Genomic DNA, 16711 nt, shown 5'->3' on the forward strand with positions numbered 1-16711 from the left:
TGTAGGGCCTCAAAAAACGCCGGAGCAGGGTGAACCGTTCCGACGTCCGGCTTATGCTGAAATTGAGCATAAGTGACTTTCAGATATATAGACCCTTGTGGCGGGAATGCAAAGGCCCGTTGCGCTCTAGGGTGTGACGCCGAAATCCGCGAACCGCTTGTCGACCGTGGGGTCGAGCGCCAGGGCCTGCTGGAGATCCGCATCGCCGCCGGCCCTGTCGCCACCCCAGCGTTTGGCCACGCCGCGGCCGAACAGCGAGGTGGCGATTTCGGGGTCTTGCTTCAGGGCGGCGTCATAGTCGGTGATCGCGCCTTGCAGGTCGCCCAGTCGCAACTTGACCAGGCCCCGACTGTCCAGGGCTTCGGGGCGATCAGGCTCCCAGCCCAGCACGGCGTTGCAGTCGGCCAGCGCCAGGCTCAGTCCCACGCCTGCCCTGGCCCGCAGCCAGCATCGATCGTTGGTCACGTCGGGCCAGCCGGGCTGAAGCGCTATCAGGGCGTCGAGGTCTTTCAGCGCCGGATCATAGCGGCCGGCGTCGGCATTGATCTGGGCGCGCAGCTGGCGAAGGCGGAAACTACCGGGCGCGTATTCCAGGGCCCTGGCCACGTCGGCCAGCGCCAGATCCGTTTCCCGCGCGTCCCAGCGCATGCGGGCGCGCCAGCGATAGATCCGCGCCTCGCCGCCGCCGACGGCCAGGGCCCGGTCCAGATCGGCCAGCGCGGCGTCTGGCGACGCCATCATCGACCTCAGCACATAGGCGGCCGCTGTAGGGTGCAGCGCCAGGGAGCGGTCCAGCGCGGCCCGTGCTTCGGGCGATCGGTCCAGACGCCCCAGGGCGAGGGCATGGGACAGGTGGGCCTTCGGATCGGCGGGGGCGGCGGCAAGCCAGGCCGCGTAGGTCTGATCGACGCCGGCGGCGTCGCCTTCGGCGCTGAGCAGTTCGCCGATCAGGGCGTGGGCGCGCAGCAGCGTGGGATCCAGGCGCAGGGCCTCTTCGTATTCGCGCCGGATCAGCGGCGCAGCCTGCGGGCTGGCCAGCCTGAGGGCGAGCCCCAGTCTCAGATGGGCTTGCGCGCTGTCGGGGTCGGCGGCGACGGCGGCCCGGGCGGTTTCCAGTGGCTCGGGAAGGTCGTCCAGCCCCATGATCCAGAGCGTGTCGGACAGAAGGGAATACTCGGCGGCTTCGCTGGAAACACTGTCCAGGTCGGGGCGCGGCGGCACGGGTTGAGCGATCGCGACCGACGCGCCTGCCGTCAGCGCGCACACGGTTAGGCTCCAGATCTTCAGACCTCTGGCGACGGGTTTGAGCACGCTACCTCCAAATGCGGGCCGGCTGTCCAGGCGGCTTCAGGCCCAGGCCGATTGTAACGCCCGCCCGCCGGCTTGACGACGACAAGGCTGGCGTTGCGGCTGTCGGGAAGGCCGCGCAAGCTCAGTGCGCCCGCGCCTCGGTCAGCACCCGCGCCAGGCTGTCCAGCGAGAACGGCTTGCTCAGGAACGGCCAGGCGCCGGCCTGGGCGCGGCCCTGGTCGCCGCCGGTATAGCCCGAGCACAGCACCACCGGCAGGCCGGGTCGCACCTGCGCCAGGTGCTCGGCCAGATCGACGCCGCTGCGGCCGCCGGGCATGATCACATCGCTGAGCACCAGCTCGATGGTCCGGTCCTTGTCCAACTGGTCGAGGGCCTCGTCGACGCCGCCGGCCCGGATCACGGTATGGCCCAGGTCGCCCAGCATGGCGTCGACCAGCTCGGCCACCTGGGGGTCATCCTCGACCAGCAGCACCCGCGACGGGATCTGCCCGGCCACATGGTCGATAGCGGCCTCGCCGGCGTCCAGGTCGGCCGCATCGGCGATGGGCAGCAGCATGGCCACGGTCGCGCCCTGTCCCGGCCGGGTCTCGATATCCACCGAGCCGCCGCTCTGGCGGGCGAAGCCATAGACCTGCGACAGGCCAAGGCCGGTGCCTTCGCCGGGCGGCTTGGTGGTGAAGAAGGGCTCGATGGCCCGGGCGGCGGTCGCGGCGTCCATGCCAGAGCCGGTGTCGCGCACCGCGACGCGCAGATACTGGCCCGGCTCCAGGTCGCCGACGGCCTTGGTCAGGGTGACGGGCCGGGTCTCGATGGTCACCTCGCCCCCGGCCGGTGTCGCGTCTCGGGCGTTGACGACCAGGTTCAGCAGCGCCGCCTCGAACTGTCCGGAATCGACCAGCGCGTTGCGCACGCCGCCGCCCAGCCGCAGGTGGAAGCCGTAGGCGTCGCCCAGGGCCCGGCGCAGCAGGCCCTCGCTCTCGGCGATCAGGAGGTCGATCCGGCAGACCTCGGGGCGTAGCGGCTGACGGCGGGCGAAGGCCAGCAGGTGCTGGGTCAGCTTCTCGCCGCGCTTGGCGGCGGCCAGGGCGGCGGCGATCATCCGCTGGCGCCGGACCTCGTCGTCCGGATTGCGCTCGACCACGTCCAGCGCGCCGATGATCACCGTCAGCAGGTTGTTGAAGTCATGGGCCACGCCGCCGGTCAGCTGGCCGATGGCCTCCAGCTTCTGCGACTGGAACAGCGCCGCCTGGGCCGCGTCGCGCTCGGCGACGGCGGCCTGCACCCGCTCGGCCAGCAGTTCGTTGACGCCGGCCAGATCCGCCTCGGCCTGCTTGGCGTCGGTGATGTCGAAGGCGATGCCGATGAAGCCGGCGAAGTCGCCGCCCGGATCCAGACGCGGCTGGGAAAAGGACTTCAGCCAGCGCATCTGGCCATCGGCGCGGCGATAGCGGCCTTCCAGCGAGAACGGCTTGCGGGAACCCTCGCCGGCGATCTGGCGCTTGAGGATGCCGGGCAGGTCGTCCGGGTCCAGCCGCGTGCGCCAGTCCAGCTGCAGGGCGCTGTCATAGTCGACGCCGGCGAAGTCGACATAGGCCTTGTTGACGAACTCGCGCTGGCCCTCGACGCGGGACACCCACATCAGCGCCGGGGCGCTGTCGGCCAGGCTGCGGAAGCGCGCCTCGCTCTCGCGCAGGCGTTCATCGTCGCGGCGGCGTTTGGTGACATCAAAGTTCAGGCCCAGCATCTGGATCGATCGGCCGGCCTCGTTCTGCAGCACCTGGCCGCGGGCGTGGATCCAGCGCTCGCCCTGGCTGAGATCGGCCAGCCGGAATTCCACCTCGCACGGGCCGCCTTCACGCACCGAGGCGCGGATATTGTCGCGGACCATCTGGCGATCGTCGGGATGGATCGCGGCGTTCATGCGCGGCCAATCGACCGGCTCCTCCAGCGACAGACCCAGGTTTCGCCGCGCGCTGGGCGAGAGGTGCAGGGTGTCGGTGACGATATCCCAGTCCCAGGGGCCGACGCTTGCGGTGGTCTGGACGAGTTCCAGCCGAACCTCGGCGTCCTGTCGTTCGCGGCGCGCCTGGGCCAGACTGCGGATGGCCCCGCGCAGCGCCTCGGTGACGACCACGGTGACCCCCGCCGAGATCAGGAAGATCACCATGCTGGCGATCTCGTCCTCCGACAGGGTCTCGCCATAGCGACCGCCCCACAGCCACCAGCCGAAGGCCGCCCCGCTGACAACGGGGACAAGGCCCCAGCGCCAGCCGGCATAGAGCGACACCAGCACGATGGCCGGGAAGAAGGGCTGGGTCGCCCCGACGCCGCCGCTCAGGCCCAGGAGCGCGACACGCATCAGGATGGCCGCCGCGACCGCGATCAGCGTCGCCACGGCGCAATGCCAGGCGGCGGGTGGAACCGGGGGGATCAGCCACGCGCTAACGAGTCCGTGAAGGCGTTCACGGTCTCTAGAGATCGAGGATGATGGGCCCTGACTCACCTTTGTCGCTCTCCGCCCAAACAAGGCTTGCCAAGACCATGGACGAGCTTACCTAGAGCACGCAACACGGGAGATTACGATGGCTGTCGCGCCCAACACCGGACTGTCTGCAAAGCAACGTTCCGAAATCGTCGCCGGACTGAACAAGGTGCTGGCTGACAGCTATGCGCTCTATCTCAAGACGCATGGCTATCACTGGAACGTTCGGGGCCCCAATTTCCAGTCCCTGCATGTTCTGCTGGAAGGTCAGTACACCGAGGAGTGGGCGGCGCTTGACGCCATCGCCGAGCGCATTCGCGCTCTGGGCGAGCTGGCTCCTCAGGGCTATGCGGCCTTCGGCAACCTTTCCAGCATCAAGGACGGCGATCCCGAGCAGGACTGGGAGGGCATGTTCGCCGAGCTGAAAACGGACAACGAGACGGTGATCGCCACCCTGCGCGCCGCCTTCCCGGCCGCCGACGAGGCCGGCGACGAAGCCACCGCCGACCTGCTGACCCAGCGCCTGCAGGCTCACGAGAAGCACGCCTGGATGATCCGCTCGACCCTGGGCGGCAAATAGCCGCTTCGTGCTCGCGCCGGTTTCCAAGCGTCTAGTCGGGGCCGTCCTGGGGCTTTTGCTCCTGGGCGGCCTTTCCGCGTGCGCCACCTATTACGTGCCGCGCGGCTATGGTCGCGAGGCCGGCGTGGCGCGGATCACGCGCGGCTTCTCCGACGCCGCCCTGACCCGCTATGTGGCCAATATGGACCCGGCCATGCTGACCCTGGCGCGTCGGCACGATCCGCGGCCGCACACCAACTACTGGGGCCGGGTCGAGGGCTGGGAGCGGCTGGACCTGGCCTCGATCCCGCGTTTTTCAGACGTCACGCCCGACTTCGACACCGCCCGCCTGATCAATTCCCTGCGCCTGGCCGCGCCGCTCGAGATCGAGGCCGCTAGGCCGTTCGTGCTGAAGGCGTCAGGTGAGGACCGCACCAAGGCCCTGCGCTGTCTGGCCCAGGCGGTCTATTTCGAGTCCGCCTTCGAGCCCCTGGCCGGACAGGAGGCCGTGGCCCAGACGGTGCTGAACCGCATGCGCCATCCGGGCTATCCCAAGACCGTATGCGGCGTGATCTATGAAGGCGCCGCCCGCGCCACCGGCTGCCAGTTCAGCTTCACCTGCGACGGCTCGCTGGCCCGCGAGCCCAACCCCACCCTGTGGGCCACGGCCGAGTCGGTGGCCCGACGCGCCCTGAACGGCTTCGTGATGAAGGACGTCGGCGTCGCCACCCACTATCACGCCAGCTATGTCGCGCCCTATTGGGCGCCGACCCTGGTCAAGCTCAGGCAGGTCGGCCAGCACATCTTCTATCGCTGGACAGGCCCGTCCGGCACGCTGGCGGCGTTCAGGGGCAAGTATCGCGGCGGCGAGGACGTCACCGCCGACATCCTGCTGGCTGGCGACGACCGCACCCTGGAGGCCGCCCCGGCCGAGGCCCTGGCCGCCGGATCGGTGGTCAATACCGAGGTCCTGGCCCAGGCCCAGGCGGCAGGGTTGATCCCCACCACCCTGGCCCCCGGCGCCCATCTGGTCATGACCCCCGACGCCAGCGCCCCCGGCGGCGAGCGCCTGCGCCTGGAAGGCACGGTCGCCGGCCGCCGTATCCCGACCCCCGAAGAGATCGCCGAGATCAACCGCTCGCTGGAAAAGCTGCCGGAAGTGGCTGCGGAGAAGCCGGTGGTGATCGAAGCCCCCAAGGCCCCGCCGCCCCCGCCGCCCAAGCCGAAGCAGCGGCCGCCGAGTTTGTTCAATCCGTTGAACTAGGGGGGACGCCGCAAGCCCTACCAGACGCCGATCTTCTCGGCCTCGGCGTGGCTGATCGGATGATGGTCGCGGATGTGATCTTCCTCGGCCAGGAAGCGCACGGCTTCCAGGGCGGCCATGCAGCCCATGCCTGCGGCGGTGACGGCTTGGCGGTAGATGTCGTCGGTCACGTCGCCCGCCGCATAGACGCCGGGGATGGTGGTCGAGGTCGTGCCGGGCTTGACCGTCAGATAGCCGTTGGCGTGGGTTTCCAGCTGGCCCTTGAACAGTTCCGACGACGGGGCGTGGCCGATGGCGATGAACACGCCGTCACACGCAAGCTGCGTCAGGTCGCCGGTGACCACGTTCTTGAGGCGAACGCCGGTCACGCCCATCGGGTTGGTGTCGCCGACGATCTCGTCGATGGCGCTGTTCCAGGCGATCTCGATCTTGGGATGGGCCAGCAGGCGCTCCTGCAGGATCTTCTCGGCCCGCAGCTCGTCCTTGCGGTGAACGAGTGTCACCTTGCTGGCGAAGCTGGTCAGGAACAGGGCTTCCTCGACGGCCGTGTTGCCGCCGCCGACCACCACGACCTCCTTGTTGCGATAGAAGAAGCCGTCGCAGGTGGCGCAGGCGCTGACGCCAAAGCCCTGGAAGCGGCTCTCGCTCTCCAGGCCCAGCCACTTGGCTTGCGCGCCCGTGGCGATGATCACCGTCTCGGCCAGCCAGTCCTGGCCGCTGTCGGTGGTGATATGGAACGGGCGCTTGGACAGGTCGGCGGTCAGCACGATGTCGCTGACGAACTCGGTGCCCACATGCTCGGCCTGGGCCTTCATCTGATCCATCAGCCAGGGGCCCTGGATGACGTCGGCGAAGCCCGGATAGTTCTCGACATCGGTCGTGATGGTCAACTGGCCGCCCGGCTGGATGCCGGCGATCAGCACCGGCTTGAGCAGGGCGCGCGCGGCGTAGATTGCGGCCGTATAGCCGGCGGGACCTGAACCGATGATCAGGCAGCGGGTGGTGCGGGGGGCGGGGGAGGTCGACATGGGCGCAGATATAGTGTCGATTCCGATTTAGTGCGATGGCCGCGACATGGGGGAAATCATGAAAGCGGGTTTGCCGGTCGGGATCGGCTTGGGCGCCGCGCTTGGGGCGGCTCTGGGCGTGGCGTTTGACAATCTGGCGCTGGGGATCGCTCTTGGGGTGGCCATCGGCGCCGGCTCGGGCGCGGCGATGGCGGCGTCCGGCGCAGCCAGGGAAAAGGGCAAGAAGCCGGGCGACGGCGGTGATGGCGGCGGCCTCTACACCGGTTCCTCATCGAAAGGATCGAAGTCAGATGACTCCGACGGCGACGGTGACGGCGGTGGAGATGGCGGCGGCGGCGGCGATTGACGGCTCGTGCACCTTTGCCGGGTTAAACTGCCGGAAACCATGTTGCTCCGGACCGCGCCATGACCGCCTCACCCTATATCGAGATCGCCGGCCGCAAGATCGGCGCGGACTTCGCGCCCTATGTGATCTGCGAGCTGTCGGGCAACCACAACGGCAGCCTCGAGCGCTGCCTGACCATGGTGGACGCCGCCGCCGCGACCGGCTGCGACGCGATCAAGATCCAGACCTACACGGCCGACACCATTACGCTGAATGTCGACCGGCCCGAGTTCAAGATCCATGGCGGGCTATGGGACGGGCGCACCCTGTACGAACTCTACCAAGAGGCCCACACGCCGTTCGAATGGCATGCGGCGATCTTCGAGCGCGCCCGTCAGCGCGGCGTGACCATCTTCTCCAGCCCGTTCGACGACACGGCGGTCGATCTGCTCGACAGCCTGGGCGCGCCGGCCTTCAAGATCGCCTCGTTCGAGGCCGTCGACATTCCGCTGATCCAGTACGCCGCCAGCAAGGGCAAGCCGCTGATCATCTCGACCGGCATGGCCAATCTGCAGGAGATGCAGACCGCGCTCGACACCGCCCTGGGCGCGGGGGCGGCGGGGGTGCTGCTGCTGCACTGCGTCTCCAGCTATCCGGCCACCTTCGCCGACGCCAATGTGCGGACGGTGGCCGACATGGCCGCCCGCTTCGGCTGCCCGGTCGGCCTGTCGGACCACACGCCGGGCACGGCGGCTTCGGTCGCGGCGGTGTCGGTCGGGGCCTGCGCGGTGGAGAAGCACTTCACCCTGGCCCGCGCCGACGGCGGCCCCGACGCGGCCTTCAGCCTGGAGCCGGTCGAATTCAAGGCCCTGGTCGACGACTGCAAGAACGCCTGGGCCTCGCTGGGCCGGGCGCACTACGACACGCTGGGCTCGGAGGCGACGAGCCTGCTGTTCCGGCGCTCGCTGTATGTCACCGCCGATGTGAAGGCCGGCGAGCCCCTGACGAAGGCCAATGTCCGCTCGGTCCGCCCGGGCAACGGCCTGCCCCCGGCCGACCTCGCCAAGGTGCTGGCCGGCAAGGCGTCGCGGGATCTGACGCGGGGCGAGCCGCTGGACTGGTCGATGGTGGGTTAGGCCGCCGCGCTCTCGTAGGGCTGGATGCTGGCGATGTCTGACGCCACGCCGCGCTGGGCCATGGCCAGATCATAGCTGTTTTGCAGGTTCAGCCAGAACTGGGCGCTGGCGCCGAACAGGCGCTCTAGACGCAGGGCCGTATCAATGGTGATCGGCGTCTGACCGCGAACCAGCTTCTCGATCCGGGGGCGGGCGATGTGCAGCCGAGCGGCGACCCGGCCGGCGGTCAGGCCGTAGGGTTTGATGAACTCTTCCAACAGGATCTCGCCCGGATGGACCGGGGCGAGGGGATCGCTGTCGGGGGTGGCGATGTGGGCTTCCATCGCATCCTCCGTGATTTTCGAGGGCGGCTCCCTCAGTGATAGTCCACGAACTGCACTTCGGTCGGGCCAGTCTCGGTCCAGATGAATACCAGCCGGAACTGATCGTTCACCCGGATCGAATGCTGTCCCTGCCGGTCGCCCGACAGGGCCTCAAGGCGATTGCCCGGCGGAGCGCGCAGGTCGTTCAGAAAGACGGCGGCGTCCAGGATCTCAAGCTTACGCTTCGCGGACCGTAACAGGTCGGAAGGAAAGCCCTTGCCGGGATGTTTCCCGTCAAGGATCGCCTTGGCCCGTTCGTCCTTGAAGCTCTGGATCGCCATCACCGTCTCCGGTGAAATATGTATCGCCTCGCGACACGAATTTCAAGCCAAATGTGTCGCGAGGCGATACGGGCGGTTTACCTACGCCCCGACCAGCAGCCGCGCCTCGATCGCCCCCGGCGCCTCATCCACATTCGCCACATCCTGGGTCCGCAGATGCGCCTCCAGGATGTCGAGGATCTCGGCATCTTCCGTCGCATCGAACTTGCGGGCGAAGAGGTCGCTACTCGTCGTCAGTTGTACCGCGTCGCTCGCCAGATAGGTCCGGGGCCGCAGCTTGATGTCGCCGTCGGGCACCCAGTCGATCATCCGCTTGTCGTCATTGACGATCTCGCCATGGGTCGAGGTGTTCATCATCACGGTCTGGAAGAAGCCCTCATCGGCGATGAAGGTGTTGCGGTAAAAGGCCTTGTACCGCTCGACCGACGGGTCGTGGCAGACGAAGTCGCAGAAGGCGCGGCTGACGATCTTCCACTGGTTGCCGATATAGGGCGTGGCGCCGTCCAGGAAGATCCGCGTGGCCAGGGTGTCGACGATGCGGTCCTTCAGCTCGACCACGTGTTTCAGCACCCGGCCCATGGTGTCGGGACGCATCCTGGCCTGGTCCAGCACCTTGATGAACTCGCGGCCGCGATTGTCCGACAGGAAGGCGCGGATGCGCTTCTGGGTCATCAGCGGGAAGTCCTGGCCCGACAGGTTGATGAAGAAGTCCCAGTCCTGGCCCATCTCCAGCAGCTTTTCCATGCCGCGCAGCTCGGCGTCAACCAGGCTGTAGCCGCCCCACAGGGCCTTCTTGCTCTCCAGCACGGCGGCGTTGGGATAGGCGGCCAGAAACTCGCGGATCTCGGCTTCGAGCGCCGGGCCGGAGTTCTTGTCGACGTGGATCAGATAGTGGTTTTCCGGATCGTGGATGGCCTTGAACAGGCGCTTGAACTGCTCGGGATAGCGGTGAACCAGGACCAGATAGGCGATCACGCTGTCACGCGCGGCGGCTGCGGTCGCGTCGACCGGGGCGAGACGGTTCAAGTCTTGGTGCCGCGCAGGGCGTCGGGATCGATCGGGCGCGGACGGGTGGTCTGGCCGCCGGTCGAGCGGGAATCGTTCAGGCCCTTGGGACCGGAGGGGCGGGTGCCCGGATAGGTTTTCATCGGCGGTCACTTCTTCTGGAGCGGCGGGGCGACGGACGCGCGACGTCGCCCGGACCTCAAAGGGTCCGGCGCGGCAAGGCGCGCCCAGCGAAGGGACGTCGGGGTCGATTGTCGGACAGCAAAGGAGCGCTCCCTTCTGTGGGGAGCCTTGGCGGCGTTCCGCGATCACAGTGGAACGCGCCAGATGGCGCTTCGTAGCGCCTCGCCGTCACGCTACCACGTCACGGAGCGCCGAAGTGCGAAATCGGCTCAGGCTTCGGGTGGCGCGACGAGCTCGCGCATGCCCGCCCACCCCACGCTCATCAGCGCGTCGACGAAGCCCATGAACGGCGTGAACTCCTCAGAGCCCTGCGGATACTCCACAGACGTGAACGCCTGGAACCGCGCCGGGAAGCCGGCGGCCGCGAAGACCCCGTCCTCTTCCATGTAGTCGGCCGAGCCCATCGGCGAGACGTACTGGGTCGCCCCCACGGCCTGGCAGATCGCCAGCAGGTGCTCTGACCGCGCGCCCGCCGCGCCGAGCGCCGAGGCCCGCTCGAAGCGCGGCGCCAGGCCCATGAGCCGGGCCGCCGCCTGGGCCATGTCGCAGGTCAGGTCCGCCAGCTTTCCGCCGGGATGCAGCGCCAGCTGTTCGGAGACGAACGCCCAGCCCTCGGCAAAGCCCGGCCGCTTGCCATAGGCGTGGCGGATGGCGGCCAGATGCTTGTCGCGCCAGCCCTGGCTGTCGTCGATCTCGATGGCGCTGATGGGGGTGTCGCGGTCGTGCTTTTTCACCGGCACGGTCAGCATCAGCTCGCCATTGGCCGTGAGGATGCGGTTGCGGGATTGCCAGGAACGGCGGGCGAACTGCACATCGTCCAGGAACACGAAGACGTCGCTGGCCGCCATCAACTGGAAATAGCCCAGATACGGCAAGTAGGTCGGCTGCATGATCGCCGCCGTGGTGGTCATCCGGCCTTCGCGACGTTCGGCGCCAGGGCAGGCGCGCCTTCGCGGGCCGCCAGCAGGGCCGCATTGACCTCCGCCAGCTTGGCGGCCTTGGCATAGGGCTCCCAGGCGCCGGGAATGAAGCTCGCGCCGAACCGCGCCGCCAGTTCGCCGCGCAGGGCCTTCAGGCCCTCGATGGCGTCCAGCGTGTGATAGATCCAGCGGGGCTGGACGTCGGTGTGTAGCAGGGCGCCGACCTTCAGCGATCCGAAGCCCGACATCAGGACCCGCATCTCGGTGGGCAGTTTGGCGAGATCGGCCTCGCGCACGCATTCGGCCACGGCCAGCTTTTGCCCGCCGCTCTCATACAGATAGACGCGGAACGCCGCGCCCTGGGCGGTGAAGTTCTGGACATAGACCGGGCAGGGCCCATCGAAGTCCACCTCGAAGACATAGGTGGCGAAGCTCTTCTTGAGCAGGGCGGGTGTGGCCAGACCCAGCGGCTTGAACAGCGGCGTCGGATTGGCGGCCCAGACCACGGTCTCGCCGACTTCGGGCGCGGCCATCAGGGCGCGGGGCGAGACCAGGGCGTTGAGCTCGACCTTCACACCCAGGTTCAGCAGCGCCTTGTGGCACGTATCGAACAGGGCGGAAAAGCCGCCGACCGGCAGGGTCGCGGTCAGGTTGGCGGTGCGGCCCGACAGGCCGCGGGGGATGGCGTAGAGCTCGTCGGCCCAGGGATTGGTCGCTTTCAGGCTGGCCAGAGCGTTCAGGTCGGCGGCGGCCGGAAACACGCGGTTGATGGCCAGCGGGATGGCGGCCTCGCCGTGCACGGTCTCAAGGTCGGTTTCCAGATGCCAGCGGCAATAGGCTTCCAGCCGGGCGGCGATGGGGGGCGGGTAAGCAGCAATGCGGGCGGCCAGGCTGTCGCCGGCTGGCCTGCCGATTTTCGTCACCGCGCAGTCGACGGCCGGACCCCCGAAGTCCCAGGTGAACACCCGGTGGCCGTCGGCTCCCAGGCTGACCGAGCCGAAGCGGTTGTCGAAGCTCTCGAAGCGCGCGCCATGGGCGGTCAGGGCGTCGACGATCGGATCACCCCGCCCTTGACTGTCAGGCCCGCCGAAGTAGATGCAGCCGTCGCGCATCTCCTTGCCATGACGCAGCCTGGGCCGCGCCACGCCGCCTAGGGCCTCGAAGCGCTCCTGGATCGTGATGTCGCGCCAGCCCAGGCGATGGGCCTCGAAGGCCGCCAGAATGCCGGTCAGCCCGCCGCCGACGATGCGAACGCGCTCGCTCACGCTGCGGCCCCCCACACCACCAGATCGCTGTTGGGCGCGACGCGGACGCCGTTCTGAACGTTGTCGAACGACACCTTCAGGGCCGTGGGTTCAACAAGGCCTAGTTCCTGGACCAGGCGCCGCACGAGGCCGTCCTCGGTGTAGAAGAGGTTGAACAGCCCTGCCTCGCCGGTTTCCGGGGTGTCGAGCCGCCAGCCGTTGGGTTCCTCCTCCACGCCCTTGCCGCAGCGATAGTCGTCGACCAGCCGGGTGCGCACGAAGACCTCGGCCCCGGGGGGCAGCGCCTTGCGCGCGGCGGTCAGCACGGCGCGCGCCTGGGCGTCGGTGAGGTAGCACAACAGGTTGGGGATCAGCAGCACGTCGACGGGCGTCTGGCCCAGGTCGGGCAGGCCTTGCGACAGGTCGGCGCGGATCGTCTCGACCCGGCCGTCCAGATTGAAGGCGGCGTCGTCGAGGGCGGCCTGCGAATAGTCGACATCGGTCAGGGCCCAGCCATAGGCGGCGTAGAGCGACAGATTGTTGCCCGTCCCGCCGCCCAGCTCGACCACCCGGCCGGTGCGCTGGTGCAGACCGCGCTTGAAGAAATGCCGGGCGACGAACTCGTCCGGATATTTCAGGCCGCGAATATCGGGCAGGGCGGGCATGGCGGGCGGAATCCGGGCGACGATTTGATCGCGGGAGAATCCAGCCCAAGCGCCGAACGTTTGGTTAACAGCCGTTAGGCGACGCAGCGCAGTTTGTCGCAGTTGGCCGGGTTTTTACCCTTAAGGGGAAGTTGGGGTAAGCTGCTGGTGCTTCGCGTGGGTGCTGCGTCATGAGGGGGGAGCGCAATCACTGCCAACGCTCCCGTAACCTGACAACGCGTCTTCTCGAATGATCGCGTAAAAATTGCATTGAACCTGCACGCAGCTTGACTTCGAGTTCCGGCTCCAGCCTTCATTTCTCTGGTTTGGGAGGCAGGGGATGAAAGCGGCTTTCGTGGGCGCCGGGCTTTTTGTTGCCGTTGCTTCTGGCGCTCTTGGGGGCGTCAGAGAGCCTGTGGGCTCATCCTTCGTGGACGCGCAAGTAGATGTCGGTAGTCCGGGAGAAAGTCAGACTGACAACTACAGCTACATCGTCGAGTGCAAAGCGGCTCTAATCGTCTTTAGACAGGTTGGTCAAATTCCGAACAAAAATGCGCGAGAAATTGATACTAAATTATACAATAAAGCTTACTATATAAATAGCCTTAATGGCGTTAGTTTTAATAAATCTAGCGAAAAATTGTCCTTAGACTCAGCTATTTTATATAATAGCTGGAGGGTTATGTCCGGCGGGAATGTCGGATTTATCAAAAAAGTGAATCAAAAATTCAACTCCTGTGCGCTAGCATTGCCGGATTCACTGGAACTTCTGAAATGGCGATAGGCGCCATACCCGAAGTGCTCTGACGCGGCCGGGGCGCGACGACAAGGAAGCACTCGTCCGCCCGCAATGATCAGGCTCTAGGCCCCCGCGATCCGGGCCAGAAACGCCGCCGCCACGCGATCGGCGCCGCCGCCGTCGCAAACCTGGGCGCTCGCGGCAGACAGGGCGGTGCGCAGGTCCCTGTCGGCGATCAGCCGGTCGATTTCCCGCCCGAACGCGGCGTCGAAATCCGTCGCCGAAACGTCCAGCCTCGGGCTGGCCCCGGCCGCCTCCAGGGCGGTGGCGGCGGCGATCTGGTTGTCGGCCAGGATCAGGGTCAGGGTCGGCAGGGCCAGGATGCAGCGCTCCCAGCTGGTCGAGCCGCCGGCCCCGACGGCAAGGTCGGCCTCAAGCGTCAGGCGGGGCATGTCCTGGGTGTCGATGTGCAGGACCAGGCGCGGTTCATGAGCGGCAAGCTCACGCAGGCGCGGCAGGCTGGGCGCGCCGCTGCCCATCACCACGTCCAGCGCGATATCGCCCAGCCGGGGCAGCAGCAGATCGACCACCCGGCCGGTGATCCCGCCCACGTCGGTCAGGCCCAGCGAAACCAGGATGCGTCGCACCGGCCCCTCCGCCGCGCGGCGGGTCAGGGCCGCCTCGCGCAGGGCCGGGAAAGCCGGCCTCACCGGGGCGTGGTTGGGGCCCAGCAGCAGAACAGCGCCCGGCGGCGTCAGGCCGGCATAGTCCTGCGCCCTTCGCGCCGGTCCGGCGTCCAGCACAAGGTCGGCCTCGAGCGGACGGTTGGCCAGGTCGTCGATCGCCAGGGTCGGGCGGCCCTTGGCCAGGGCGCGGTGGTCGGGGGCCGACAGGCCATAGTGGTCGAAGACCACGGCGTCGAAGGGCTCGGTCGCGGTGGTGCGGATCGTGTCCGGCGCGAAGGCGTCCAGCACGGCCTCGACCGCCGGGCGGGCCAGGAAGGCGCACTCCGCGCCGGCCGCCGTCAGGGACTGGGCCAGGGTCAGGGAGCGCATCACATGGCCGCCGCCCACGTCGGGTCCGGCGTCACAGACGAAGAGGATGGCCGGCCTGTCCTGTGGCGAGAGGGCTCTCATCCGCGCCGGTCGCCGCCGTAATTGGCCAGGTCCGGCCGTTTGGCGACAAAGGCCTTGATGTCGTCGGAGGTGAAGTGGCGGTTGGTGGGATACAGGTGGTCATAAACCGTGGCGACAAAGGCGTAGTCGTCTGGCCGGTCGACGGTCCAGCGGATGGCGTCCTGACCCGGTTCGGCGGGCAGCCAGGCGATCTTCCACTGCAGCGGGTTGTTCCAGACGTCCCAGGTGACGTGCTCGCGGGCTTCCTGGCTGTCGGCCTGCCGCGCGACGCGGCGCAGGCCCTCGGCGGTGATCACCTCGACGTCCAGTCCCTTGGGAAACGCCGCGCCTTCAGGGCTGTTGCTGGCATAGTCGGCGCCGGTCGACAGGTGCAGGTCGATGGTCGCGTCGATCAGCTCGGGGTCTGCCAGCGGGCAGTCGGCGGTCAGGCGCACCACGTGATCGGCGGGATGGGCGTCCAGGGCGCCGATAAAGCGCTCCAGAACATTGTCCAGCGGCCCGCGATGCACGGCTATGCCTTCCTTGCGGACGGCGTCGGCCAGCACATCGTCGCTGGGCTGGTCGCTGGTGGCCACCACCAGCCTGTCGATGCGACGGGAGCGCGCCACCCGCTCGATCTGCCGCACGATCATCGGCTGGCGCAGGATCGGCATCAGCACCTTGCCCGGCAGTCGGGTGGAGCTCATGCGGGCCTGGAGGACGGCGAGGATCATGGGGTCATTCCACACCGTTTCGGTGCGGTGCGCCAGATGCCGCTCAGGCCTTGGGCTTGGGCTTCGCGCGGGGGTTGGGCTTGGCCGCGGCCGCCGGCTCCGGCGTCACGGCGGGCTGCGCCTTGACCGCGGCCTTCCGCCTGGCCGGCGCCTTTGTCGCGCCAACAGATGCTTCAGGCCGTGGAGCGGCTCTGGGCTTTGGCTTGGGCCTGACCTTGGGCGGCTGGATCGGTTGGGCCGTCGCCTCGACAGGTTCGGCCGGGGCCGTCTCGGTCGGCGCAGGCTCGGCCTCGACCGCCTCCGTCGCCGTCTCCCCCCGCATCCGCGCCAGCACTTCGCGGGCCGCGCGGCCGGTTTCGTCGACGGGCTCGTAGGTCCAGCCGTGGAACGCGCCGCCATAGGGTCGTGCCGCGCCCTGGCGTTCAAGTTCCTCGTGGAAGAGGCGGAACTTCAGGCTGGAGCCTTCCATCTTCAGGATGAACACCGGCTTGCCCGTCGAGGCGGCCTCGGTGGCCATGTTGGTGGAGTCCTCGGTGACGAGGATGTAGTCGGCGGCCGCCAGGAAGGCGAAATAGGGGTTGGGGCCCTCGCCGTCCCAGACCATGCCGGGCAGGTGGCGCAGGCGGGCGGTCAGCAGGGCGCGGGCCGGCTCGGGCGTGCGGCGCGAGAAGGTCATCAGCAAAGACCCGCCGTCCTGTTCCAGCGGGATCTGGATCTGATGGGCCATCTGGGCGGCGCGTTCGACCGGCAGGTCGAAGGCCTTGGACTTGCCGCCCAGCAGCACCGCGACGCGCGGGTGGGGCAGGTCGTCGAGTTGGGCCCTGAACGCCTCGTACTCGCTGGCCAGGCGCGCCACCGTCACCCGGTGCGGCGAGCCGGTGATCGACAGGATGTTGTCGCCGGACAATCGGTCGTGCTTGGGCGGGATGACCAGGTCGAACATCTGCGGCGGGACGCGTGGGTCCTGGATCTGGACGACATAGGTCTTGCCGCCCGACCAGCGCTTGGCGCGGATGGAGAGGGGCAGGGTGGCGCGACCGGCGGCGATCCACAGGTCTGGCCACGGGCCGCTGATGTCGCTCTCGGGAGTCAGCCAGCGGCGCGGGAACCAGTTGAGCCACCAGGGCAGACGGCCAACGCGGCCGGTCCAGCCGACGCGCTTGATCTCGATCGCGGCCTCGATCCCCTGGGCCCGGGCCTCGCGCGCGACCGCCTCGGCCAGGCCGACGGCCTGGGCCTCGATGCCGGCGCGGCCATCCGAGATAGCCCAGATGATCAGGGGAGGTTTCTTCAAGACGTCATCCCGACGAGCACGGTCACGCAGACAAGGCCGCTTCCGAGGAAGCAGCCTTGCTCATGGTCTCGCTTTATGGCGCGGG

The 16711-nt window shown here is 68.1% G+C and carries 17 protein-coding genes and 1 pseudogene; 5 read left to right on the plus strand and 13 right to left on the minus strand.

Going from position 1 to position 16711, the window contains the following annotated elements; genetic code table 11:
- Positions 1-126 precede the first annotated feature (126 nt).
- The gene (locus ACW17V_RS03545; RefSeq protein WP_492107509.1) at positions 127-1311 is read right to left on the minus strand and encodes a tetratricopeptide repeat protein; all 1185 of its coding nucleotides are present in this window, start codon (positions 1309-1311) and stop codon (positions 127-129) included.
- Between the two features lie 121 nt (positions 1312-1432).
- Positions 1433-3706: a hybrid sensor histidine kinase/response regulator gene (locus ACW17V_RS03550; protein ID WP_492107510.1), complete on the minus strand. Its 2274-nt coding sequence runs from the start codon at positions 3704-3706 to the stop codon at positions 1433-1435.
- Positions 3707-3893: 187 nt separating this feature from the next.
- Here ACW17V_RS03550 and ACW17V_RS03555 point away from each other — a divergent pair, with 187 nt between their 5' ends.
- Both ACW17V_RS03555 and ACW17V_RS03560 read left to right on the plus strand, forming a co-directional pair.
- Positions 3894-4373 carry a Dps family protein gene (locus ACW17V_RS03555; protein ID WP_492107511.1) on the plus strand — a complete coding sequence of 160 codons (480 nt, stop codon included), beginning with the start codon at positions 3894-3896 and terminating at the stop codon, positions 4371-4373.
- Positions 4374-4380: 7 nt separating this feature from the next.
- Positions 4381-5616: a cell wall hydrolase gene (locus tag ACW17V_RS03560; protein WP_492107512.1), complete on the plus strand. Its 1236-nt coding sequence runs from the start codon at positions 4381-4383 to the stop codon at positions 5614-5616.
- A gap of 17 nt (positions 5617-5633) precedes the next feature.
- Here ACW17V_RS03560 and trxB read toward each other — a convergent pair whose 3' ends face one another.
- The gene (gene trxB, locus ACW17V_RS03565) at positions 5634-6644 is read right to left on the minus strand and encodes a thioredoxin-disulfide reductase (protein ID WP_492107513.1); all 1011 of its coding nucleotides are present in this window, start codon (positions 6642-6644) and stop codon (positions 5634-5636) included.
- A gap of 58 nt (positions 6645-6702) precedes the next feature.
- Here trxB and ACW17V_RS03570 point away from each other — a divergent pair, with 58 nt between their 5' ends.
- The gene (locus tag ACW17V_RS03570) at positions 6703-6990 is read left to right on the plus strand and encodes a glycine zipper domain-containing protein (protein ID WP_492107514.1); all 288 of its coding nucleotides are present in this window, start codon (positions 6703-6705) and stop codon (positions 6988-6990) included.
- 59 nt (positions 6991-7049) lie between these two features.
- Positions 7050-8105, plus strand: a complete 1056-nt coding sequence (gene pseI, locus ACW17V_RS03575) for a pseudaminic acid synthase (RefSeq protein ID WP_492107515.1) — start codon at positions 7050-7052, stop codon at positions 8103-8105.
- Here pseI and ACW17V_RS03580 read toward each other — a convergent pair.
- From ACW17V_RS03580 to ACW17V_RS03610, 7 genes are all read right to left on the minus strand, one after another.
- Complete coding sequence (locus tag ACW17V_RS03580; RefSeq protein ID WP_492107516.1) at positions 8102-8428, minus strand: HigA family addiction module antitoxin; 327 nt, start codon at positions 8426-8428, stop codon at positions 8102-8104. The two genes, pseI and ACW17V_RS03580, sit on opposite strands and share 4 nt — an antisense overlap.
- Positions 8429-8460: 32 nt before the next feature.
- Positions 8461-8748 (minus strand): type II toxin-antitoxin system RelE/ParE family toxin, encoded by a 288-nt coding sequence (locus tag ACW17V_RS03585; protein ID WP_492107517.1) that lies wholly within the window; start codon positions 8746-8748, stop codon positions 8461-8463.
- A gap of 81 nt (positions 8749-8829) precedes the next feature.
- Positions 8830-9774, minus strand: coding sequence for a beta-1,6-N-acetylglucosaminyltransferase (locus tag ACW17V_RS03590; RefSeq protein ID WP_492107518.1), 945 nt, complete (start codon positions 9772-9774; stop codon positions 8830-8832).
- On the minus strand, positions 9771-9896 hold the full coding sequence (locus tag ACW17V_RS03595; protein ID WP_492107519.1) for a hypothetical protein: 126 nt from the start codon (positions 9894-9896) through the stop codon (positions 9771-9773). The genes ACW17V_RS03590 and ACW17V_RS03595 overlap by 4 nt, the downstream gene beginning before the upstream one ends.
- Positions 9897-10145: 249 nt before the next feature.
- The gene (locus ACW17V_RS03600) at positions 10146-10847 is read right to left on the minus strand and encodes a WbqC family protein (RefSeq protein WP_492107520.1); all 702 of its coding nucleotides are present in this window, start codon (positions 10845-10847) and stop codon (positions 10146-10148) included.
- Entirely contained in the window at positions 10844-12121 is a 1278-nt protein-coding gene (locus ACW17V_RS03605) for a flagellin modification protein FlmF (protein ID WP_492107521.1), read from the minus strand. Before ACW17V_RS03605 ends, ACW17V_RS03600 begins: the two co-directional genes overlap by 4 nt.
- Positions 12118-12765 (minus strand): class I SAM-dependent methyltransferase, encoded by a 648-nt coding sequence (locus tag ACW17V_RS03610; protein WP_492107522.1) that lies wholly within the window; start codon positions 12763-12765, stop codon positions 12118-12120. Before ACW17V_RS03610 ends, ACW17V_RS03605 begins: the two co-directional genes overlap by 4 nt.
- A gap of 319 nt (positions 12766-13084) precedes the next feature.
- Here ACW17V_RS03610 and ACW17V_RS03615 point away from each other — a divergent pair, with 319 nt between their 5' ends.
- Complete coding sequence (locus ACW17V_RS03615) at positions 13085-13528, plus strand: hypothetical protein (RefSeq protein ID WP_492107523.1); 444 nt, start codon at positions 13085-13087, stop codon at positions 13526-13528.
- A gap of 77 nt (positions 13529-13605) precedes the next feature.
- On the opposite strand, the gene pseG is transcribed toward ACW17V_RS03615, so the two are convergent.
- The 3 genes and pseudogenes from pseG to ACW17V_RS03630 all read right to left on the minus strand — a co-directional run.
- The gene (gene pseG, locus ACW17V_RS03620; RefSeq protein WP_492107524.1) at positions 13606-14619 is read right to left on the minus strand and encodes a UDP-2,4-diacetamido-2,4,6-trideoxy-beta-L-altropyranose hydrolase; all 1014 of its coding nucleotides are present in this window, start codon (positions 14617-14619) and stop codon (positions 13606-13608) included.
- Entirely contained in the window at positions 14616-15332 is a 717-nt protein-coding gene (locus ACW17V_RS03625; protein WP_492107525.1) for a cytidylyltransferase domain-containing protein, read from the minus strand. The genes pseG and ACW17V_RS03625 overlap by 4 nt, the downstream gene beginning before the upstream one ends.
- Before the next feature lie 112 nt (positions 15333-15444).
- Positions 15445-16626, minus strand: a pseudogene (locus ACW17V_RS03630) (mitochondrial fission ELM1 family protein); the annotation flags it as partial.
- Positions 16627-16711: the final 85 nt, after the last annotated feature.

The sequence above is a fragment of the Caulobacter sp. FV2ye17ST genome, from assembly GCF_058680955.1.